Source organism: Alkaliphilus peptidifermentans DSM 18978 (assembly GCF_900101495.1).
Classification (GTDB): Bacteria; Bacillota; Clostridia; order Peptostreptococcales; family Natronincolaceae; genus Alkaliphilus_C; species Alkaliphilus_C peptidifermentans.
In genome coordinates, this window is the sequence record NZ_FMUS01000006.1 from 13,378 (window position 1) to 36,114 (window position 22,737).

Here is a 22,737-nt window from a genome sequence, read left to right on the forward strand (position 1 = left end):
AATAGATGATAATATAAAAAAATCTCTTGAGTTTACTTTAATCCCCTATTAATATAAACTTTACATCCATATAACAATTGGTTGAAAAAATATTGATATACTATAAGTAGATAGAAATGAGCGTAAATAAAAGCAAATAATACTTCATATATAGAAAAGAGAGTATCTTTCCCCCCTTTATGATACTCTTTTTGTTTTTGTAGTGGTTATGAGTTATGTTTCTTAAATAAATAATGTTACCCCTGTTATAGTCTTTTTTTTGGTGAAAAAGGAGAAATCTTCAATAGGAATCTTAATAAGAAGATAACAATTATTTAAAATCATCCTTAATTCTATTTATTTTCTAGAAAATGAGTACAAAAGGCTAGAACCTAGTATGGAAATTGATATTATTTACGCTTTAAGAGTGTCTACAGTAATAAGTATTTTTATATTGAATAACTCAGTTTCAATAAAGAACAATATGTTAGCTGCATAGTCGTCTAAGCTTTAAATTTAAGTTATGTTAAAAGGAAGCTATATTTAACTAAGATTTAATCTAGTTTTAATGATTATTTCAAACGATTTTTATAGAATCAAACTAAAAATAAGTTATTAAAGCATGGTTTAACTCTACTAGTAAGAACGCCTTATAACTTTTATTAATTCTTAGGAGGGATTTTATGTTAAATGGTTGGAAACTTCGTGAGTTACGTAATACAAAAGGATATACTACTCTAGATATTGCTAATTTAACACATATCTCAAAAAGTTATATAGAAGAATTGGAGAGGGGAACAAAGCATAATCCTGCCTTTAACAAGGTTGTTTCGTTGGCTGAGGTACTAGGAGTTAAGATAGATGAGTTAATATTAAGATCTTAGAAAGCCTTATTAGTAAAAGATTCAAAAAAATAAGCAAACTAATACCTTGTTTATAAAAATATATAATAAAAGGAGGTAGGGACTAAGGATGAATATTCTTAATTTATGCATTGACATTGATGGAACAGTTACAGGAGCTTATGATTGGATTCCTAGAATAAATAGTTTTTTTAATGTAAGTCTTAAACCTAAGGACATAAAGTTTTACGAAATACATCGTGTATTAGGGGTAGAGAGTAAGGAATAGGATAGGTAGAATGGTAGGGTTTTTGTGTACTCATGATATATAATGTGAAAAAATATTTATACATCATTGTTTTAAATCTACTATTAAATAGATTAGCAAATAACCTATTATTTACCTATCATTAACCTGTCATTTACATGTCATTAATACATCATTAACAATAATAAGTTATCCTATATATGGATAAATTTATAACATGTTTATTCAAAGAATAATTGCGCAATTATTCAATAAAAAACAAGGAGGAATATAAAGGTGTTTAACTTGAAAAAGAGATTAGGTATTATATTATCTATTGCTTTAGCACTTGCACTATGTGTTGGTTTTATGGGGGATTCTATAGCAACTAATAATAATCATGCCAACAATACATACAATGGAAAAGCGCCAAAGTATGTGTTTTTATTCATCGGTGATGGAATGAGCTTTCCACAAATTGCATCTGCAGAAATGTACCTGGGACAAAAAAATGGAAAAGAAGCTATAAGCTCAGAATATTTAAGCTTCAGTAAATTTCCAGCTGCAGGTACAGCATTAACCTTTGATGCAGAATCCTTTATTCCAGATTCCGCCTCTACAGCAACATCATTAGCAACAGGAGAAAAAACCCTTGGTGGAGTAATAAATATGGATGTAACAAAGCAAATTGAGTTCACACCTATTACAGAAAAGTTAAAGGCACAGGGTAAAAAAATTGGTATTGTAACAAGTGTCCCTATTACCCATGCTACACCCGCTTGTTTTTATGCAAAGGTACCCCATAGGAATATGGCCTATGAAATAGGATTACAATTAGCTGACAGTGGATTTGATTATTTTGCAGGGGGTTCCTTTGATCAACCAACTGGTAAGGGTAAGGATCAAGAACATATTTTAGATATAGTAAGAAGTAAAGGATACAATGTAGTAAATACTAAGGAGGAAATATTGGAACTCAACTCAAAGTCAGGAAAAACAGTTGCCATTAGCCCAGTGCTAGACGGTAATGCAATGACTTATGAAATAGATAGAAAACCAGATGAATTAGCACTATCAGATTTTGTAAAGAAGGGTATTGAGGTTTTACATAATAAAAATGGATTCTTCATGATGGTTGAGTCTGGAAAGATAGATTGGGCTGGTCATGCTAACGATGCTGCTGCATCAATCCACGATACAATTCAATTTTCTAAAGCTATAGATGAAGCTATAGAATTTTATAACAAGTATCCTAATGACACCTTAATAATTGTTACAGGAGACCATGAGTGTGGTGGGATGACTATAGGATTTGCAGGTACAGGCTATGAGACATTCTTTAATAAAATTGACAGAGTAACTATGTCCCAAACAGAATTTAATAAAATCGTGAAAGTGTTTAAAGAAAATACAACAAAGGACAAAGCAAAACTATCAGATTTGTTTGAGGATATTAAAAATGCATACGGCCTAATAGCTCCAACCGATGAGGATGCTCAGAAGGAAGAGAATAAAAGCATGGTATTAACTGCATATGAAATTAAGAGACTAGAAGACGCATTAAAGCAAACAATGAGAGACGTCGATAATAGAATTTATACCGATCAAGAAAAAGTAATGTATGGAAGCTATGAACCCCTATCGATAACCTTGACTCACATATTAAATAATAAGGCAGGTATTGACTATACATCCTTCTCCCATACGGGGCTACCAGTTCCTGTGTATGCAATCGGTGTAGGTCATGAATTATTCAATGGTTATTATGATAATACAGATATCAACAAAAAGATAGAAGCTATTACTAAAGTTAAATAATAACTAAAAATGGGAGAGGAAACTCTCCCATTATAATGACTAACTTTAAGACAAAGTGAGGGTTAAATGGTGATGCTAAAAAAGATACTAAATCCAGAGTATATATTTATCATAATAATTGCGCTACTGGTAATTTTACTTTTTGTAATACCCACGGGCTTTGATAATAATGCCTATCCAAACAGCAAAAGGGCTGAGGCTTTAGTTCTTGAAGTGGATAATAGCAATATCTACAGTGCTGGAGGTGTTGTTTTACAAGGAACCCAAATATGCAAGGTTAAGATTATGAATGGAATGTTTAAGGGTGAAGAATACAGAGCATTGAATAGATTTACAGGTAAAATAGAGTTTGATAAGGTTTTTACTGAAAATGATCGTGCATTGGTGGTAATAGATTATTTAGACAATGATGTCCAACATGTGAATATGATTGATCACTATCGAATTAATTTAGAACTTATATTATTCGCCGCCTTTGTAGTACTTTTAGTTATATACGCTGGATGGACTGGAATAAAGGCAATAGTTTCATTTATGCTAACAGTACTAATGATTTGGAAGGTTTTAATTCCTTCTCTATTGAAGGGATGGAATCCGATAATCGTTTCATTAGGAATTGTGGTTACTCTTACAATTTGCATTATAACCCTTGTTGGGGGCGTTAATAGAAAATCCTTAGCAGCTATTTTAGGATCCTTCTCTGGTAGTCTATTAACCTGCATTTTGGCTATAGTATTTGGGAGATTATTCAAAATACATGGAGCTATATTACCCTTCTCCGAGAGTCTTTTATATTCAGGGTATGCCCACTTAAACTTGACTGATATTTTTATAGCTGGAATTTTTATTACTTCTGCAGGAGCAGTTATGGATGTAGCTATGGACATTTCTGCATCTATTCATGAAATTGTATTAAATAATCCTAAAATTTCCACCAGGGATGCTATTAAGTCTGGATTTCAAATTGGTAAGGCTGTTATTGGAACAATGACCACAACCTTACTATTAGCATATTCAGGTGGATATGTTGCTCTGTTAATGGTATTCATGGCTCAAGGAACACCAGTTATTAACATATTAAATTTAAAATATGTATCAGCTGAAATTCTACATACAATAGTAGGAAGCTTTGGATTAGTAACAGTAGCACCTTTTACTGCAATTTTAGCATCTATACTTTTGACTGAATCAAATTATGTTTTAAGCATATCAAAAGACTTGAAAAAAAATAAAGAAGGTAGAATAGTATCCATTCCTACTGCAGAGATTCATGAAAATTAAATTAAGATATTTCACGCGACCGGGGGGCACTCCAAACCGTAACCTGGCGCATAGGGCTTCATCTACTCTGATCAAAGCAACAAGGTCTCTTTTTACCATATTCTAACATTGAACACACTTCTTCAATTCTTTTTTTCTTGTATCAGTACTCTTGGTATTTTTGACTTTAATGTTGTGGAAAATAGAGTATCCGCCATGAGTTAATTTCATAGATTTTGGTTTCAAAGCAGATTTTTAACATGATGTTCACTCCTTTTCATGAGATTATGTCATTTCACCCAATCATTGTCAAGGGTTAACTTAATCTAAGGATTCTTATGTGAGTATTAATTCACTTTACTATACAGACTAACTGAAGGTGAAGCGCCGACCGACTTGGTCAAGGGATTCTAAAACACACTGATTATATTGTGACATGATCAACAATAAATGATATAATGACTATATTACGAACATAGTCATATGAAAGCGGGTGTTACATATGAAAATAGATTTATTTGATGAACAAGCACTATCTGATTATCATAAAAGGACGTTAAATATTCTAAAGGTGACAGAAAGGTTAACCCTTCAATACGGGTATTCAAAGGTAACTATGGAGGATATCGCTAGAGAATCAAGTCTGGGTAAAGGAACTTTATATTTACACTGGAAGTCAAAGGATAATCTCTATTATGCACTGTTATCTCTGGTATCCGCTGAAGTCATCTATGAAATAATTAAGGAGTTAGAAGAGAATAAGGACACAGTTATTTTTGATAATTTATTATGTAAGCTATATATCGCTTGTTGTGAAAAAAAAATTATAAATGGCCTATTTACTAGAGATTCTAAACTTCTTGGGAAATTACTTGATAAAAAAATAGGTTCAGTATCACAAAGGATAAAGACAGAGAGCCTGCGAAAAAGTTTAGATATGTATCGAATACACGGGATGATAAGAACTGATGTACCAGTAGAAGTTCAACTGCATTCTGTTAATATGTTGCTGATTGGAATGTTCAATTATAATAACTATATTTCAAATTTAATACCATTACATGAACAGGTGATAATGTTTAAAACAATAATTAAGAATAGCTTTATACCAGATAAGGCCAGTGAGGTTAAGCAGGAGTTGTTTGAATATGTATATAGTGAGTTTCAAGAGTTACTTGATTTTTACAGGAAACAAGTATTTAGTACTACATTAAAATTATAAGGGGGGGAATAGGGTATGCCAATGTTTGAAAGACACGGTGCCAAGTTATTTTATGAAGTAGCAGGGGAAGGGGAACCAATAATCTTTACCCATGGTGCTTCATGGAACCATCTACAATGGAATAAACAAGTGGAGGCTTTAAGAAATCAGTATATGGTAATAAGGTGGGATGTGCGGGGGCATGGCTACTCATCTTTACCTGAAGGGCCTGTAGATTCTGAGGAATTCAGTGCTGATTTGATTGCATTGATGGATCATCTTAATTTAGATAATGCAGTACTATGTGGTCTTTCAATGGGAGGACATATATCATTACAAACAGCCATTAGATATCCTGACAGAGTAAAAGGATTAGTATTAATTGGTACGCCATGCAGTAATAGATTTAACTTATATGAAAAGATATTTGTTCCAATTAATAGATTTTCAAGTAAGCTAATACCTATTGAAACAAGTGCCAAGCTACAAGCAAAAATGTTATCAAAGATTAACCCTGGCAATTATAAATATATATTTGAAGCATTTAATATGATACCTCATGATAATTGGAATAGATTATGGTCAGCTGTAACAAGGATGGAAAGTAAAAATGATCTTCATAGAGTAAAATGTAAAACATTGTTATTAATTGGTGATCATGATAATATGACATATAGACAGCAGCAATATATGGCTGAGCGTATACGGGATTCTGAACTAAAAGTAATCTCTAATGCTCATCACGGAACAAATCTAGATAATCCTGAATCAGTTAATTTGGAAATATTTAAATTTATAAAGGATATATAATAGTACCTTTCAAGCTCCCTACAGAATAGTTGAGGAATTTCAGGTGATGCTTAATTCGCTGAAGCACCATTATTATAAGGAGGAGTATATAGATGTATTACGCTGAATATGGCTCAAGGGGAAACCCCACTGTGGTGCTGCTGCATCCTGCTGGGCTAGTGGACGCATATGTAGACCTGTACGACCTGTCAGAAGACTATCATCTTGTTATTCCACATATGTATGGTTCAGGCAGAGAGGTCTCAAAAAGTTATCACTACAAAGAGGTAGAAGCTGAAATCATAAAGATAATCAAGGGACTTAATAAGGAAAAGGTAATTCTTATAGGACATTCATTGGGTGCTTGTTTATGTGTTACCTTGTTATGTAAAATCCCTGAGTTTATCGAAAAGGCTTTTATTAGTAGTCCGTGGGTGGTGCCATCCAATGAGGTTAACCGTAAATGGGCAAAAGGTATATCAAAAATCTCTGGACTAATAAAAACTAAAATAGTAGCGAGGCTTATTCTAAAATTACTTAAATATCCAAAAGAACAGCGGGATTTTTTTATGGATACTTGGCCTAAAATGCTAAAGGAAAATATCCCTCGTTGGTATAGCCAAGTCCCTCTTCAAAGTAATTGCATTCGTATAGCCAACAACCGCGTACCCATAACATTGGTGTATGCCGAGAAGGATATAAAGAGCATGAGGGACTCAGTTTCATGGATCAAGGAAATTCGCTCTGATTGTAAGGTTAAGTATTTAGCGGGCATGGGACACGACAATCCTATTACAAACAAAGGTACCTTTAGAAAAAATATAGAAGAATTTTTGAAATTATAGCTTTAACAGTGGGACAGGGATAGATGATCTTAATCAATCAATACATCTATTTATGAATGTTGGAAACTATAGTAATATTTCTCATATATTCCCACGGGATAATAACTGTGTAATAGACTTAACGAAGAGCTATAGATCTACAATGGAAATTACAAGGTTTAAGAATGCTGCTTAATGAGGAAATTAATGCTGAAACGGTAGGTAGACATGGTGAAAAACCTATAGTACTTGGATTCCAACAAGAGTCTATTAAAGAGAGGATGAATATTGCATCACCCTTTGATGAAATATTATATTCACTAGAGCTTTTAAAAAAGTCTCGTTGCAACCTGATATTGGCATATAAATAACATGAAATGAAGGTAAAAAAAAGCACATAATAATTCATACATAAAAAAGATCATCTTACTGGGGGATATGCTCTCCTTAAGATGATCTGTTTGCTTTTATAGTGGTTCTTGACACTACTGTATTAGAAGTAATTTCAGCAACTATTTTTATTTTAAAAAATGAGTTCTACCATAAAACAAAAGATTTTAATAAAGGATTTATATGAAATATGACTAATATAATACTATGAATAAATATAATATTTCGACAAAAAAGGATACGAAGCATTTTGGCTTTTTAATATTCACACACATACCTACAACCATAATAGCACCTTTACCTATGCTGAGACAGCAACAGCTAAACGATATCTATGAGTTAGAGCAGGGTTAATCAATGATTTACAGATTAAAGTAATTTATACCCCCTTTACAGTATAAGGGAGTATCCTTTTTGCAAAGTTAGTATCAACTTTGATGACCTGGAAACAGATGAGTATTTGATGAGGGGGATACATATGAAGTTTCAATACATTTCATACATTTGGCCACTTATTATATCTGCGGTTTTTTCTTTTTCTCTTGGAATATATGCGTTGCTGAGACGACGAAATTCAAAAGGAAGCAAAAATTTTATACTTAGTATGTTTGTAGTTACAATATGGTCTTTAGGAAATGCTATGGAGATGTCTAGTGTAGATTTTTCCACTAAGCTTTTTTGGGCAAATATTCAGTATTTCGCCTATGGTTATTCTCCTGTAACCTTATTAGCACTATGTATGCAATTCACTGGATATGACCGATGGGTTCGTAATAGAAAGATTTTATGGATAGCAGTTGTACCTACCATTATCATTATACTGGTTTGGACTGATGGGATACATGGCTTAGTGCGTTACGACATGAAAATGGATTACAGTGGCATGTTTCCTGTTATTGAGAAAAAATACGGTCCTTTTTTTTACATCCATGGGTTTTACTCACATTCCCTGAACATATTTGCGTGGGTACTTCTTATAAAAGCAGTCTTTTTTAAGAACACCGTATATAGGAAACAAGCGGCTATGCTGCTTGTTGGAATTAGCTTGATTGTATTGCCCAATATTTTATATATTACAGGCCTTAGTCCTGTGAAACGATTTGATATTACACCGTTGTTCTTTGGACCAGCGGGGTTGTTTATTGCTTGGGGCATATTTCGCTTTAAGCTTTTTGATGTAATCCCTGTAGCAAGGGCTACGGTGATCGAAACAATGGAGATTGGGGTAATGGTATTGGATTTGCAAGATAGGGTTTTGGATATCAATCCTTTCTTTCAAAAAATAATTGGATGGTCTGCTTCCAAAGCAGTTACAAGATCAGTAGAGGAGGTCTGCGGAAAAATACCTGATCTGGTAAAAGCTTGCTTAGATAGACAGATTTCCCATAAAGAATTTTTGATAAACACAGACAGCGTGTCAAGGATTTACGAGATATTCCTCTCTCCCCTTACTGACCACAAGGGTGTACTAATAGGCAGACTAATAGTTGCCTATGATATTACGGAAAAAAAGCAGGAGCAAATAAGGTATTTGAAACAGCAGAGGAGGCTTGCTGTAATAAAAGAACGGGAATCTAATGCTAGGGATATGCACGACAACTTGGGACAAGTGCTGGGTTTTATCAATCTTCAGGCACAAGGTATCAGGCAAGAACTTTTAAACGCAGGTGTCGACATCGTATCGGATAAGCTGGATAAAATGATTAATGCAACACAGTCGGCACATAAAGAGATTAGAGAATCTATCCGAAATGCAAGGAGCAGTGAGTTTTTAGAAAAGGATTTCATATTGTCGTTGACAAGTGCAATAGAGAGCTTTGAAGAACAGACCAACATTGAAGTAAAAATGTATATTTCCGATGGATTTACAGGTGAAGAATTGAAGCCCAATACACAAATTAATATACTGTACATTATTAAAGAAGCTTTGGCCAATATAAGAAAACATGCAAATGCTAGTTATGTGGAAATAGCATTTTTGTCTACACAGGATCAGTTAAGTGCTACAATTGAGGATAATGGTAAGGGCTTCGATATAGGTAATTTGGGTGAGGGTACTAAATCTAAGTTTGGAATAAGTATTATGAGGGAGCGGGCATCGGAAATCGGTGCACAAATTGATATAGAAACAATTATTGAAAAAGGTACTCGGATAGTATGCTGCATTCCGATGGGGGAGGAGGAGAAGATTTATGAAAATGAAATTGATGCTGGTAGATGACCATCCTTTATTCCTAGAAGGTCTGCAATACCTTCTTGGAACTCATGGCATAGAGGTTGCCGGTATAGCAAACAACGGTCAAGAAGCACTCCAAAAGGCTAGAATAATAAGGCCAGATATTATTTTGATGGATATCAAGATGCCTGTCTTCAGTGGGTTAGATGCACTGAAGCTGATTTCTGCCGAAATGCCAAACATTAGAATTGTGATGCTGACAACATCTGAAGAGAATGAAGATCTCTTTGATGCCATTAAGTATGGAGCATCTGGATATCTATTAAAAAACACAAGTGCAAAAGAGCTTGTAGATATGCTGTCTGATATTGAAAAAGGAGAGGTGCCACTTTCGCCGGGGCTTGCAGCAAGGCTTTTGAAAGAATTTAAGACAAGCCATCAATCATACGGTAAGCCCCATAAACATTCACAAGACCACACAAATAGAGGAAGCCTTACTGAACGTCATATAGAGATACTTGAAATGGTAGCCAAGGGAATTACATATAAAGAGGTAGGAGAGAAGATAGGACTTAGTGAACGGACTGTTAAATACCATATGGAAAGAATACTGGAGCTTCTGCAGCTTGAAAACCGTGCTCAGGTGATTGCTTACGCAAGTCGCATGGGGCTTTTAGATAAATAATACAATATCATAATAATAACAAAGGGTAGTTTCCGAAATTTGGGAATTGCGCTTTGTTTTTTTATTGAGACTGTACCTAGGTACATTGTAAAAAAATGTTGAAATATATATGATAAATGTAAGGATATCTGAAAACAATTCACTTTGTGTAATTTTAAATCGGAATAGATCGAAAAGGGAAGGATTCTATGAAGCTACTAGATGAAGAGGTTTATATATTACCTTATGAGAAGGCCCATGATAAAAAGCTGATTTATGCACCCATAAGAGGTGCTGTGGAGCTGGTTCAGCAGCATACAGCAGATATCATCACAAATGGAGCCATTTCTACAAAAGAAGATCTGGAGAAGTACCCTCATATAAGAAGGCTGATCAAAGAAATTCAAAAAATGCCACTACAGGATTTAGATGTGATGAAGAGGGGTCTCCCAATGCTCAACATTGATTTGTCAAGTGGCTGCAATATGCGATGTGTTTATTGTTATGCTGGTCGTGGAGAAGGTAGTATAGTGTATCAAGAAAATCAAAACATTGATATGATTTTAGATACATACTTTAATTATTTATATACATCACCTGACTATAAACATGGCACTTCTTGTTCCATCGCTTTTACTAACGATGCAGAGCCCACATTTGCACCTGAACTGCTTAAATATGCAGTGGTAACAGCGGTAGAAAGAGCTAAGAAGTTCAATATTAAACCAGTCTTTACTTTACCTACCAATGGAGCTTTTAAAGAAGATCTTAGAGGATTTATTATAAAATATTTTAGCATGGTTTCCATTTCCTTTGAAGGATTGTCTTGGGTTCAGAATCGTCATCGTCCGCTTATTAATGGGGAGCCTTCATTTCATCGTGTATATGAAAATATAAGAGCACTATACCAAAGTGGAGTGAAGCTAAGGTTCAGTGTTGTTGTTACCAGCTGTAATCTGTATTATTTAAAGGAAACTATTGATTTTTTTCATGAAAATTTTCCTGGAAGTACGGTTTCCTTCGGACAAGTTAATCTGATAGGTAGAGCCTTGGAGGAGCAAAAAGACTTAAATATTCATCAACAGAGCTTTGATGACCAGCTTTTAGACGCTTTAATGTATGGGGAAGGTACCTCCATAACAGTGGAAGGGAAGCATGGGCATATCAACCTTATTCCTAGAAGACATTACTGTTCATCCACAGTTAAACCTAACTGGAGTGTAAGCCTAACAGGTGATATGTATTCATGTATGGAGGAAAAGAGCGAGGCTATGAAAATAGGAGGGTTTGATTTCAGTGTACGACAGTTGAGCTTTGATGAAGATCGGATAAAAAGCCTCAGGAGAAAATCCGTAGACTGCAATACCAAATGTTATAATTGTTTTTCTAAATATCTTTGCGCTGGAGGATGTGTAAGCAAAATTGAAGCCCAAGCAGCTTTATGTAGTGGAATAAGACAGCGTAACTTGCATCTTATAAATAGGGCTTATGAAAATAGACTAATAAGGGTAGAAGCCCAAGAACTTTTTCAAATTAATCAGTGATAGTAAAAGGAGGTGAAAAACATGTCAGAAGCATTAAAAAATTTAGTTGATAAGGTTAAAGCAGACAATAATTTGCAAAAACGCTTTCAAGAATGCAAAAGCAAGGAAGAGCAAGTGGAACTTGCAGCGGAATTAGGATTTGATATTACTGTTGAAGAGCTGGAACAGGCCAGTAAAGTATCAGATGACCAGCTGGATCAAGTGGCTGGAGGTGGATGTACACTTTATGTTCAGTGTATTTTCTAATATTTTAATTGAAATACAATAAGCACATAAAGATGTGCTTATTGTATTTCACTCAAAAAAAGAGGTGTGATATGAAAGAATTATTACAGTTGGGTTTAGTATATACACTTAATTGCAATGCAAGCTGTGGAAGCTGTTGCTTTGAATGCCACCCTAATGTTGAATCAAAAATGAAGTTAGAAGATGCTTTTGACTTCATACGTCAAGCAGCAGAAAGCTTAGCTTTTAATAAGGTTGGTATCTCAGGAGGAGAGGCTTTACTCTATGAAGATGAAGTTTTCGAAATCATAAAATATGCTAGGAGTTATGGTTTTGAAACTGCTCTTACCACCAATGGATTTTGGGGAAAAACAGTTCAGCATGCTTTGCTGAAATTAAAGCTACTAAAAGAAAAGGGCCTGACAGATCTAATAGTCAGTACAGATGAATTTCACCAGCCATTTGTTTCATATGACTACATTGAGAATATATTTATTGCCAATGAGATAGTTCAAATTCCATTAAAGGTATATGATGTGGTGATTAAAGGCACGCCTATTCATCCACTTCGGAAGAAGTATGATCATTATACTTGGCATAGAGGCTCCTGTGAACCAATGGGAAGAGGGAAACAGACTATTCACGCAGACGATTATATCTATGGTGATTTTAGCGGCAGATGTACTAATGCTAATAAATTGACCATTATGCCTGATGGTTCCAGTTATCCCTGCTGTAGCCCAGGAATACAGCTAAGAGGGATGCAACTTGGTTCAGTATTTGACTTATCTGTGGATCAACTGTTAAAGGTTAAGGATAATTCAACATTTCTAGATATCATGATATGGAGAGGACCAAAGTGGTTGAAGGAGGCGGGAGAAGCCATGGGTTGTCTCCTACAGAATAAGCAGAATAAATATGTTTCAATTTGTCATTTATGCCATGAAATAGCTGGCGATGTAGCCTTTCTTGAGAGAATGGAGCCCTATATGAAGGATTTCCTTGTTGATATTAATTATTCAAAGTATCTAAAATTATAGAGTGCTTTTTTAAAGTCAGAATCAATGATGAGGAGTATTATCCATGGAAAATAATTTCTTCAGACGAGAAGCAATGTCAGAGGCAACCTCCCCTGATGAACTGGACCAAATCATAAAGGTGACAAACCGAAGGAGCAATCTGCTGGTTTTAGGATTGTCAGTTTTTGTTATAGCTAGTTTGTTATGGGGTTTTTATGGATCAGTGCCTGTTACGATAAAAGGGAGCGGGATTATAATGCCAGGTGGGGGGGTGCATTATGTAATTTCTCAACATCAAGGTGTTGTCAGATCAATTTTAGTTGAATCAGGACATTATATCAGAATGGGCGAGCCAATTGGGAATATAGAAATAACCGATGAGGATGGAAATTCAAGGATGGTTCAAATCAAAGCGTCAATTAACGGTCGTGTATCTGAAGTGAGATCATTGCCAGGTGATTTTGTTTATAGTGATGAGAGGATTATTAGTGTAGTTGCTGCTTCTGAGGATCAAGATACACTTGAAGCAATCCTTTTCGTGCCGATTGAACAGGGAAAAAGTCTTGAACCTGGATTAGCTGTTCATATTCAACCTACCAATGTAAACAAAGAGGAATATGGTTTCATTAAAGGGGTAGTAAAGCAGGTTTCCAGCTATCCTGTTAGTAGGCAGAGGATGCTTGCTCTATTGGGTACTGAAGCACTTGTTTCTCGTTTTTCAGACGGTAAAGTTGTGCTGGAGGTTGAGGTTGAGCTGATTTTAAGCGATTTAACCGTCAGCGGCTATCAATGGTCTACGCCTAATGGTCCACCCTTTAATATATATGAGGGAACCTTATGTAATGCAGATTTTATAATTGAAACTAAAAAACCTATTCATTTAGTTATCCCACGTTTATGTTTAATTTCCCAGTAGTGATTGGAGGTGAGCATAGTGCCAAAGAAAATCAGACATGTACCAACAGTGCTTCAAATGGAAGTTGTAGAATGTGGTGCAGCGTCATTGACAATGGTTCTTGGCTATTTTAAGAAATATGTTACCTTGGAAGAGGTTCGAGAAAAATGCGGTGTGACTCGGGATGGGAGCAAAGCCAGCAACCTTTTAAAGGCAGCACGAGCTTATGGACTTAATGCCCAAGGATATCGAAAAGATGCATCGTCGGTGCTTGATTTGGAAATGCCATTAATCATTCATTGGAATATGAATCACTTTCTAATTTTGGAGGGGTATAAAAACGGTAAATACTTCCTTAATGATCCTGCTGGTGGAAGGCGTACCATTGACAGGGAGACATTTAACAAATCCTTTACTGGTATAGCAATTGCTTTTGAAAAGACATCCAGCTTCCAGCCATCGGGAAAGAAAAGAATGACCTTTGATGCATTCAGTAGTCAAATGAAAAAATACAAGCTTGAGATAGCCTATATCAGCTTTACAGGATTTATGATGATTCTCCCCACGCTATTCATTGCCTGGTTCGCTAAGGTGTTCCTAGATGAAATATGGATGAATGGGCGTATACAATGGATTTCTACGCTACTGTGGGGATTATTGCTGTTATCAGTATTAAAGGGGTTGACTACCTATACTTGTCGAATTCTTAACTACAGGTTACTGGAAAAGATTAGACTTAGTGAAACAAGTCGTCTGCTTTGGAAGACGATCCATTTACCGGTAAACTTCTTTATGCAGCGTTATGCTGGAGATGTAAGTGTAAGGGTTAAGAATGTAGACAATGTAGCGGCTTTTATAGCGATCGACTTAGTAAATGCATTTGCTGCCTTACTGGCTATGGTGGTGTTTGTTCTTGTTCTATTTACCTATAACCAGTTTCTTACCATTATGATTTTAGCCTTATTTGCTATTAATATGCTTATCTTGGTGGTTAATGCACATATTCAGGAAAGAGTAAACAATCGATTAAGCTTATCCAGTATGAAGCTGATGGGGGCCTCCATATCAGATATCCAATTGATTGAAACCATAAAGACAACCAGCTCTGAACAGGTATTTTTTGAAAAGTGGGCAGGATATCAAGCCAAGCTAATCAATGAGAAACAAGAAGCAAGTGCAGGAATTCAAGGATTAATGAGCTTGCCATCTTTGATTTCCATGACTGCAGCTGTTGCTGTGCTATATGTTGGAGGATATTTGATCATTCAAGGCAGTCTCACAGTAGGGACCCTGGTAGCTTTTCAGAGCATCATGACCAGCTTTTTCGCATCAGGAGCTATTCTGAATCAAACAGGAATCAAACTCCCTAAAATAATGGCAGATATTAAGCGAATTGAAGATATTCATAGCTATCCATATAATCAGGATAAGAAATATGATGTTAATGAAGGAGATAGTAAATTAGTTACATTGGAGGGGCAGCTAAAGGTAGAAAATCTAACATTTGGCTTTAGCCCATATGAAGAACCTTTAATACAGGGTTTTTCCCTTGAACTAAAGCCTGGGCAAAGAGTGGCTTTAGTAGGAGGTTCAGGAAGTGGAAAATCAACAATAGCCAAGCTTATTGCGGGGATTTACAAACCATGGTCAGGAGAAATATACCTTGACAACAAGCCTGTGGGAGCTTTGAGTAAAGGTGTTGTTAACAAGGCAATTGCAATGGTAGACCAAGAGGTTGTTTTGTTTGCAGGAACCATCAGCGAAAACATTTCTTTATGGCAGCAGGATATAGATGAGGTTGAGCTTGTAAAAGCAGCCCGTAACGCATGTATCCATAGGGACATTGTAACAAGACCAGGTGCTTATCAGTATCAGATGCTGGAAGAGGGTCAAGACTTCAGTGGAGGACAAAGGCAGCGGATTGAAATAGCTAGAGCCTTTTTACATGATCCCTGCGTAATGATTCTTGACGAGGCAACAAGTGCCCTTGATCCAGCAACAGAGCTGGAGGTTGATGAAAATTTGCGAAAACAGGGATATACATGTATTATTGTTGCACATCGTCTCAGTACAATAAGGGACTGTGACGAAATTATCGTACTTGAGAAGGGTAAAATCCTTCAAAGAGGCAAGCATGACAGCCTATTGGCACAGGAAGGGCTTTATGCCGATTTGATTAAAACCATGTAGGAGGCCATATGAAAAGATATTTAGATCACAGCAAGCCCATAGTGATGGAAGAAAATATGTCCTACCATGTTGTTTCAGGGGTCATTAATCTTTTCCTGGTTAAGGATTCTGAGAAATCTGCAATAGAACATAGGCGGCACTTTTTGATCAGTGTTGAAGAAGGGACAACGATTATTGGTGGAATTGCAAAGCTGGAGCATGGCAATTACCATTTTGTGGCTATTGGAAGTGGTAATGCAGAAATTCAATCCTTTCCTATCGAAGAAACAGAAGCAAGCAGAGAAAGCATTATAAAGTGGTTAATGTATATAAGTGATCATGCTGATCGGGAACTACTTAATGCTTTATCTGAATTGCCCTGTAGTGAATTGTTAACCCTAGTACGGACGTATACCTTGAACTATGTTAATGTAAAAGCGGAAGAACTTAAATCAGAACAAATTCTTCATGACGAAAAATATTATGAAAAGAGACAAAATGAAGCTGATCTAATTAATAAAGCAGTTCAGCTGCTAACAGAAGACGAAATAGAGACAATAACTCACCATAAAGCCAGTGTCTTTCTGAAAACATGTCAAGTAGTTGCAATTGCTTTAAATATGAAGATCACCGAACCTAAACCTTTTTATGAACATCAGCAGCAGCCATATACTTTGATGAAAACATATTTTCAAAAGACAAACATAAGATATAGGAGGATTACCTTAAGTGGTTTGTGGTGGAAGCATGTTGATGGTACCATGGTTGCATTCAATTCAAACATGCAGCCAGTTCCACTGTTACCAACAACTAAAGGCCGCTATGAGATAATAGATGTGGAAATGGGAACATCTACGCTGGTGAATGAGGAATCGGCAACTGGAATATTGAAGGAAGCATTCATGATATATCGCCCTCTACCAGATAAAGAAATTCATGGAAGGGAATTGTTAAGCTTCGGCTTTCATAGGATTGCCAAAAGAGATTACATGTTATTTTTTATCAGTGTAATCAGTATTGGGTTTTTGGGGATGGCGGTTCCACTACTGACAGGCTTGACAGTGGATTGGATCATTCCACAAGGCGATTTAAGCCTACTTTTACAAATGGGAATAATGCTGGCTGTAGTAGCCATTACAACCTTTCTATTTAACCTGTCTCGTGGATTTATCCTGCTTCGGGTTGAAGGGCAATTTGATGTGGATTTACAAACAGCTGTCTGGGATCGGTTGCTTCATTTACCACTAAATTTCTTTAAACAGTTTACTTCAGCTGAGTTGGCCGCCAGAGCACTTGGAATTACCATGATACGGGATATCGTATCGGGACCAGTAATGTCAATGCTACTGACTGGAATATATTCTCTGTTCAGTTGGTTGGTTCTCTTTTATTATCATATTCCCTTGGCCATTGTAGCAAGCCTGATGATGATTATTTCTATTATAGGCAACTATTTTCTTTCCAAAAGAGTATTAGCTTATGAGTATAAAATTAATCAACTAACGAACAAGATAGCTGGGTTGACATTTCAGCTTATTAAAGGTGCCATAAAAATACAGCAATCAGGAGCAATAGAAAGGGCCTATTACAAATGGGCTACAGATCAGGCAGAAAAGCATAAGACTATACAGAGCAAGGGAATTATTACCTCTAGAATGGAAGCTTTTAACGGGCTACACCTACCTATTTCTATAGGTATTATCTATTATTTGATTACGATGCAACCATATTTTTATCTTCCTGCGGGACATTTTATAGGCTTTAATGCTGCCTATATGATATTTGCTTCTGCAGTTTTGAATATTTATAGCTCTGTTCATCTACTATTTCAGGTGGTACCTCTATATGACAGGGGTAAAATCATCCTAGAAACAAAACCTGAGTGTAAAGGGGATAAGATAATATTAGAGGAGCCTCTAGGAAAAATTAGTGTCGATAATATTCACTTCCAATATGATCCTAAAGGTCAGGCTATTCTTAAGGATGTTTCACTGGAGATTAAACCTGGGGAGTACGTAGGTATTGTGGGAACTTCGGGCAGTGGCAAATCCACATTAATGCGCCTACTGTTGGGCTTTGAAATATCAAATAGGGGCAAGATAACCTATGATGATAAAGATATAAATAGTCTGGACTTGAGTGAGCTACGTAAACGAATAGGGGTAGTATTGCAAAACGGTAAGTTGATGACAGATAGCATCTATCATAACATTGTCGGAACACATTTACACCTTACTATGGAGGATGCTTGGGAGGCAGCTAAGGTTGCAGGGATCGATGAAGATATCAAAGGGATGCCTATGGGCATGCATACTATTGTGATGGAAGGAGCAGGAACTATATCTGGAGGCCAGAAACAGCGGATTTTGATAGCTAGAGCAGTGGTTAACAAGCCTAAGATATTGTTTTTTGACGAAGCCACCAGTGCATTGGATAATATTACACAGGCGAAAATTAAGAAAAGCCTAGATCAGTTTTCTGCTACTCGGATTATCATTGCACATAGGTTGAGTACTGTAAAAAATTGTGATCGAATCATAGTTTTGGATAATGGTGAAATAAAGGAAACGGGTAACTATGAAGAACTGATAAATAGAAAAGGCGTATTTTACCAAATAGCAGAAAGACAACTGGCGTGAAGTTCACCCATCACCCTCGGTATGCAAAATAATTCATATTATGGAAAAAGCAGACGTGCTATAAATGTTGTGGTGACATATATAGCACGTTTAACGTTTAAGATTCCTCATCATTTGTTGAGGAACTTGTTGGGTGTTTATGTGTATAATGAAAAAGGGTAGTAGGAGGTAAAATAAGCTAGTATTATTTTATATATGATCCTACACATAATATATATAGTTAGAGATATTCTGGAGGAGTTGCTTAAGTAAAAGGGGGAAAATACATGAGTATAACCGAAAGGGTAAGTGAACTTGAAGAACAATTTAAAATAAATAACTATTATGGAGACAAAAGTAGAGGAATCTATAATTATAAGAGAGGTTCTATACCTATAATGGTATCTGCTCCCCATAGTGTTAAGCAAATTAGGAATAATAATGTAAAGGCAGCAGATGTGGGAACAGGGGGTATAGCTATTGTACTTCACGAGTTAACAGACTGTCATGTAATATATAGAACCTTTACAGCTAATGGAGACGCCAATAGAGACCTTAATTGTAATTATAAAAGAGAGCTTGTTAAGAAGTTAGCAAAGAACAATATAAAATATTTGATTGACTTACACGGAATGAGAAGGGATAGACCCCACGATATAGATGTAGGTACTTTAAATGGATTAACTACTGATTGGATAACAGATAATTTAATAATAGATAAATTTACTACCCACGGAATTAAAGATGTTAGGTTTAACTATCTATTCGATGGAACTCCAAGGGGCACGGTAACAAGAACAGTATATCAGCAGCTAGGTATAATCTGCTTTCAGTTAGAATTAAACGAAAGATATAGGAATCCAGAGGAAGAAGAGAATATGATAGCCATAATAAATAGTTTAAAATATTTAATTTTATACCTTCTTTTTTAGAGTGTTCCTTTCTTGTTTAAGTTGTGAGGAGATGAGGGTAAGGCAACATTTGAGCTTGGGTTACTCTAACATATGGAGTAGATTTAGTCATATAACTTGTCCTTTCTAGACAATAGAGTGAATGAATTATATAATTACTTTATGGTATAGTATCATTATATATTGCTTTAAATATATATGAGTGGGGGATGGATAAGGATGAAAATGCAATTGGAAAACTATGTTAAAGAGTATGTAAAGGATTATCCTGATAAAAAAGGTACAAAAACCAGATGGGAAGAACCTTTGATTGCCTTCGCTAATGCATCGGATGAAAAGTTTAAAAAGCTAAAGGAGGTTGTTACTCCGAAGCATGGTCTTCCTCAAGACTTTTTATTAGATGCCAAAACAGTTATAGCTTATTTCTTACCCTTTGAAAATAACGTGATTGAGAGTAACATAGCAGGTAAAGAAAGCTCAGAGACATGGGGAATAGCTTATATAGAAACCAATCAACTTATTCATGATTTAAATTCATACATATACGCAACACTGAAAGAATTAGGATATGAATCAACCATTATTCCTGCAACCCATAACTTTGATGAAGAGAAGCTCGTAAGTCAATGGTCCCATAGACATATAGCCTATATAGCGGGTTTGGGAAAGTTCGGTTTGAATAATATGCTTATTACTGAGAAGGGCTCCTGTGGTAGGGTTGGAAGTATTGTAACTAACCTAATGATAGAAGCTACAGAATTTGTTGAGGAAGAATTTTGCCTTTATAGAGCAATGGGTTCATGTAAAAAGTGTATAACAGCCTGCGTAAATGGCTCCTTACAGGTAGACCAATACAATAGGCATAAGTGTTATGAAATGTGTCTTTATAATGATAAAAACTTAAAAAATATAGGGGTTGCAGATGTTTGTGGAAAATGCACCGTTGGTTTGCCTTGTTCCTTAAAAAACCCTATAAAGAAGGGGCTTTAAAGCATATTTTAGGGATTAATTAGATTAAAAAAAATCACAGGATACTAGGCTGAAACAGCTTAATACCCTGTGATTATTATTAATCCTCCGTATTCATGATCACCTTTACTATAGAATTATTGTTAATAGCAAACTGAATTAGAGCCGCATCAATGATTGTGCCTTTGTTATAGGTCTCTTTAACTATAACAATATCTTCTAAAAGCCTTTTACCGCATAAATGCCTGTATCTTTCATCAATTTCAATTGCAAACTCCTCTTGGTTGTCTTGAGGATTGTTTTCACTTTCGGTGATCTCCTCTAAAGCCGCTGTATTTTCTATAGGTTGGTCACTAAATTCTATTATAGTATCTGCTCCTTCTGTAGGGCGGTCAGTTATCACTTCTTCAGCTACAGCAGTTTCAGTATGATGGTCATTCAATTGCTGAATAGAAGCTAGGCTTGATTCAATGATTAAATTATGATTAATTAAGTTGATATTATTGTCTTCATCAGCTGACTCATCCTTTATATCAGTGCAAACAGTACTATTTATGGTTGAGGGGGCGGGGCACTCCATGTCTTTTATGTCAATGTCTACAATTATTATATTCTCCATATGTATTATCTTATCTCTTTTAATGAATAGATTATCTACAATAATACCAGTTATATTAAAGTGATCATCCATTTCTATAGAAGAAACTGTACCTACTTCTTTACCATTGCTAGTGTATACCTTTGTTGGAGAATCAGTATGAAGTATAATTATATCTTCAGTGACCTTTACCATAATAGCATCTGAGTCTATGTATGCATCCTTAATGGGTATATAAACATATTTATCTGAAAACTTACAATACAAGAAGGTTACTTTATTGTTATTGAATATCAAACCCTTTAAAGTGCCTAATGCTTTTAAACTATCCTTTGAAATAACAGGCTTTTCTGATATTTTGATTACCAAACCTCTCACCTACTTTTTATAAGTTATTTGCTGCATCTTTATATATTCTGTAGTACATGCTGCCAATTATATTATGATATTCAGCAGTATCTGGTTTAACACAATAAAAATCATTGCCAAGATAATTATTTAAATAATCGAATAGTAGCTCACTACCGCCACCAGAAAAAATTACTTGATCGCAGTTTCCAATAAACTTTGTCTTAACAAATTCTCTAAAATCTTTACTAAGTTCATATGCGAAACCATCAAATACATCATTTACTATTGGCGTTGTATCAATAGTTTTACCTTTTTTTACTTTTAGAATCTTATCATTATATCTAATCATATTATCTATATCATATGTATATGGCTTTCTATCTAATTTTTCCCTAAAATTATTAAAGAGGATCATGGATACCTTTTCATAACAGTCTAACATGCCTTTTTCGAATGTATTTACCCCTACAGCTTTAAGTCCATTAAAGGCAGCAACATTTATTTGGCCTGAACCGATATCAAAAACAATAGTTTTTTTGTTTGTAGTATATTCATCTTTTATGGTTCCGGTTTCATTCACTGAATAATGGAAAAAGGTAGCTATACCCTCAGGACAGAAGGTAACACTCTCAATATCAAAGACTACGTCTTTAATAACTTCTGAAGTATTATTGGTATTATAATATAGAACCTTAACATTACCCTTTAAGGGTTCTCCATGACTATTAGAAAAATCCTTTTTGTTAGAAACATACTCTACTAAAGGCTGATTAATAGTAATATCTACTGACTGGTGACTTTTATCATATTTTGCGAAATTTGATGCAATTCCAGTTAAGATGCAAAACTTAATTACTTCATCATTATATTTCTTTTCATATCTGTTCCGATCCCGTATCAAAACACCTTTGTTTTCGGCAGCTTTACCTACTAGCTTTTTTCCTAATGACTCTCCATCCTTAATGATTTCAACCAACATATGGTCAAAGTCAACCTCCTGCGATTTTGATTGTAAATCAAATAGATCAAAGCTAGCTCCGTAATCCAATTCCATTCCAGGCTCCGATATAATGGTAGGAAAACTAAAGGGTTTCTTTGCCTCTTCCATGACTTTTGTTAACCTATTACCCCCGTCAACATAAATACGCACTTTGTTTTTCATCATTTAACCTCCTAGCATCTTTTTACAAAAAAATGTGGCATCTTATGTCAAATATATCCTATTATTGACCATTTTTCCTATAGGTC

Annotated in this window: 20 protein-coding genes; 18 read left to right on the plus strand and 2 right to left on the minus strand. The window is 35.3% G+C overall.

All coding sequences use genetic code 11. The features are described from left to right. The first annotated feature begins 662 nt into the window (after positions 1-662). The 18 genes from BLP68_RS05910 (at position 663) to BLP68_RS05990 (ending at position 20,561) form a co-directional block, all read left to right on the plus strand. A complete protein-coding gene (locus tag BLP68_RS05910; RefSeq protein ID WP_091541184.1) occupies positions 663-863 on the plus strand; it encodes a helix-turn-helix domain-containing protein in 201 nt (66 codons plus the stop codon). Between the two features lie 88 nt (positions 864-951). Then, the gene (locus BLP68_RS21660; RefSeq protein WP_176758887.1) at positions 952-1,110 is read left to right on the plus strand and encodes a hypothetical protein; all 159 of its coding nucleotides are present in this window, start codon (positions 952-954) and stop codon (positions 1,108-1,110) included. A 255-nt stretch (positions 1,111-1,365) separates the two neighbouring features. Beyond that, on the plus strand, positions 1,366-2,886 hold the full coding sequence (locus tag BLP68_RS05915) for an alkaline phosphatase (protein ID WP_242876922.1): 1,521 nt from the start codon (positions 1,366-1,368) through the stop codon (positions 2,884-2,886). A 72-nt stretch (positions 2,887-2,958) separates the two neighbouring features. Beyond that, on the plus strand, positions 2,959-4,167 hold the full coding sequence (locus BLP68_RS05920; protein ID WP_091541448.1) for a YibE/F family protein: 1,209 nt from the start codon (positions 2,959-2,961) through the stop codon (positions 4,165-4,167). 481 nt (positions 4,168-4,648) lie between these two features. Then, a complete protein-coding gene (locus BLP68_RS05925) occupies positions 4,649-5,368 on the plus strand; it encodes a TetR/AcrR family transcriptional regulator (RefSeq protein ID WP_091541186.1) in 720 nt (239 codons plus the stop codon). Between the two features lie 15 nt (positions 5,369-5,383). Beyond that, positions 5,384-6,157: an alpha/beta fold hydrolase gene (locus tag BLP68_RS05930; RefSeq protein ID WP_091541188.1), complete on the plus strand. Its 774-nt coding sequence runs from the start codon at positions 5,384-5,386 to the stop codon at positions 6,155-6,157. Positions 6,158-6,249: 92 nt separating this feature from the next. Continuing rightward, the gene (locus BLP68_RS05935; RefSeq protein ID WP_091541190.1) at positions 6,250-6,981 is read left to right on the plus strand and encodes an alpha/beta fold hydrolase; all 732 of its coding nucleotides are present in this window, start codon (positions 6,250-6,252) and stop codon (positions 6,979-6,981) included. Between the two features lie 164 nt (positions 6,982-7,145). Then, positions 7,146-7,331: a hypothetical protein gene (locus BLP68_RS05940; RefSeq protein WP_091541191.1), complete on the plus strand. Its 186-nt coding sequence runs from the start codon at positions 7,146-7,148 to the stop codon at positions 7,329-7,331. 497 nt (positions 7,332-7,828) lie between these two features. Further along, complete coding sequence (locus BLP68_RS05945; protein WP_176758888.1) at positions 7,829-9,571, plus strand: histidine kinase N-terminal 7TM domain-containing protein; 1,743 nt, start codon at positions 7,829-7,831, stop codon at positions 9,569-9,571. Then, positions 9,543-10,211 (plus strand): response regulator transcription factor, encoded by a 669-nt coding sequence (locus BLP68_RS05950; RefSeq protein WP_207647881.1) that lies wholly within the window; start codon positions 9,543-9,545, stop codon positions 10,209-10,211. Before BLP68_RS05945 ends, BLP68_RS05950 begins: the two co-directional genes overlap by 29 nt. A 188-nt stretch (positions 10,212-10,399) precedes the next feature. Then, on the plus strand, positions 10,400-11,734 hold the full coding sequence (locus BLP68_RS05955; RefSeq protein ID WP_091541195.1) for a radical SAM/SPASM domain-containing protein: 1,335 nt from the start codon (positions 10,400-10,402) through the stop codon (positions 11,732-11,734). A gap of 21 nt (positions 11,735-11,755) precedes the next feature. Next, complete coding sequence (locus BLP68_RS05960; RefSeq protein WP_091541198.1) at positions 11,756-11,980, plus strand: Nif11-like leader peptide family RiPP precursor; 225 nt, start codon at positions 11,756-11,758, stop codon at positions 11,978-11,980. A 71-nt stretch (positions 11,981-12,051) separates the two neighbouring features. Beyond that, positions 12,052-12,999 carry a radical SAM protein gene (locus BLP68_RS05965; RefSeq protein ID WP_091541199.1) on the plus strand — a complete coding sequence of 316 codons (948 nt, stop codon included), beginning with the start codon at positions 12,052-12,054 and terminating at the stop codon, positions 12,997-12,999. Between the two features lie 43 nt (positions 13,000-13,042). Then, the gene (locus BLP68_RS05970; protein WP_091541202.1) at positions 13,043-13,894 is read left to right on the plus strand and encodes an HlyD family efflux transporter periplasmic adaptor subunit; all 852 of its coding nucleotides are present in this window, start codon (positions 13,043-13,045) and stop codon (positions 13,892-13,894) included. 18 nt (positions 13,895-13,912) lie between these two features. Next, positions 13,913-16,063, plus strand: coding sequence for an NHLP family bacteriocin export ABC transporter peptidase/permease/ATPase subunit (locus BLP68_RS05975; protein ID WP_091541205.1), 2,151 nt, complete (start codon positions 13,913-13,915; stop codon positions 16,061-16,063). 8 nt (positions 16,064-16,071) lie between these two features. Continuing rightward, positions 16,072-18,681 carry an NHLP bacteriocin export ABC transporter permease/ATPase subunit gene (locus tag BLP68_RS05980; protein ID WP_091541207.1) on the plus strand — a complete coding sequence of 870 codons (2,610 nt, stop codon included), beginning with the start codon at positions 16,072-16,074 and terminating at the stop codon, positions 18,679-18,681. A 266-nt stretch (positions 18,682-18,947) separates the two neighbouring features. Continuing rightward, on the plus strand, positions 18,948-19,592 hold the full coding sequence (locus tag BLP68_RS05985) for an N-formylglutamate amidohydrolase (protein WP_091541209.1): 645 nt from the start codon (positions 18,948-18,950) through the stop codon (positions 19,590-19,592). Positions 19,593-19,790: 198 nt separating this feature from the next. Further along, positions 19,791-20,561, plus strand: coding sequence for an epoxyqueuosine reductase (locus BLP68_RS05990; RefSeq protein WP_091541212.1), 771 nt, complete (start codon positions 19,791-19,793; stop codon positions 20,559-20,561). A 79-nt stretch (positions 20,562-20,640) separates the two neighbouring features. On the opposite strand, the gene BLP68_RS05995 is transcribed toward BLP68_RS05990, so the two are convergent. Continuing rightward, the gene (locus tag BLP68_RS05995) at positions 20,641-21,507 is read right to left on the minus strand and encodes a PRC-barrel domain-containing protein (protein ID WP_091541214.1); all 867 of its coding nucleotides are present in this window, start codon (positions 21,505-21,507) and stop codon (positions 20,641-20,643) included. Positions 21,508-21,523: 16 nt separating this feature from the next. Further along, entirely contained in the window at positions 21,524-22,651 is a 1,128-nt protein-coding gene (locus BLP68_RS06000) for a ParM/StbA family protein (protein WP_091541216.1), read from the minus strand. Positions 22,652-22,737: the final 86 nt, after the last annotated feature.

Bases quoted from the DNA above. Each gene is read 5' to 3' on its own strand.
- BLP68_RS05960 (WP_091541198.1), top strand. From the start codon at position 11,756: ATGTCAGAAGCATTAAAAAATTTAGTTGATAAGGTTAAAGCAGACAAT.
- BLP68_RS05925 (WP_091541186.1), top strand. From the start codon at position 4,649: ATGAAAATAGATTTATTTGATGAACAAGCACTATCTGATTATCATAAA.
- BLP68_RS05980 (WP_091541207.1), top strand. From the start codon at position 16,072: ATGAAAAGATATTTAGATCACAGCAAGCCCATAGTGATGGAAGAAAAT.
- BLP68_RS05935 (WP_091541190.1), top strand. From the start codon at position 6,250: ATGTATTACGCTGAATATGGCTCAAGGGGAAACCCCACTGTGGTGCTG.
- BLP68_RS05985 (WP_091541209.1), top strand. From the start codon at position 18,948: ATGAGTATAACCGAAAGGGTAAGTGAACTTGAAGAACAATTTAAAATA.
- BLP68_RS05965 (WP_091541199.1), top strand. From the start codon at position 12,052: ATGAAAGAATTATTACAGTTGGGTTTAGTATATACACTTAATTGCAAT.
- BLP68_RS05990 (WP_091541212.1), top strand. From the start codon at position 19,791: ATGAAAATGCAATTGGAAAACTATGTTAAAGAGTATGTAAAGGATTAT.
- BLP68_RS05930 (WP_091541188.1), top strand. From the start codon at position 5,384: ATGCCAATGTTTGAAAGACACGGTGCCAAGTTATTTTATGAAGTAGCA.
- BLP68_RS05970 (WP_091541202.1), top strand. From the start codon at position 13,043: ATGGAAAATAATTTCTTCAGACGAGAAGCAATGTCAGAGGCAACCTCC.
- BLP68_RS05910 (WP_091541184.1), top strand. From the start codon at position 663: ATGTTAAATGGTTGGAAACTTCGTGAGTTACGTAATACAAAAGGATAT.
- BLP68_RS06000 (WP_091541216.1), bottom strand. From the start codon at position 22,651: ATGAAAAACAAAGTGCGTATTTATGTTGACGGGGGTAATAGGTTAACA.
- BLP68_RS05955 (WP_091541195.1), top strand. From the start codon at position 10,400: ATGAAGCTACTAGATGAAGAGGTTTATATATTACCTTATGAGAAGGCC.
- BLP68_RS05950 (WP_207647881.1), top strand. From the start codon at position 9,543: ATGAAAATGAAATTGATGCTGGTAGATGACCATCCTTTATTCCTAGAA.
- BLP68_RS05945 (WP_176758888.1), top strand. From the start codon at position 7,829: ATGAAGTTTCAATACATTTCATACATTTGGCCACTTATTATATCTGCG.
- BLP68_RS05920 (WP_091541448.1), top strand. From the start codon at position 2,959: ATGCTAAAAAAGATACTAAATCCAGAGTATATATTTATCATAATAATT.
- BLP68_RS05940 (WP_091541191.1), top strand. From the start codon at position 7,146: ATGCTGCTTAATGAGGAAATTAATGCTGAAACGGTAGGTAGACATGGT.
- BLP68_RS21660 (WP_176758887.1), top strand. From the start codon at position 952: ATGAATATTCTTAATTTATGCATTGACATTGATGGAACAGTTACAGGA.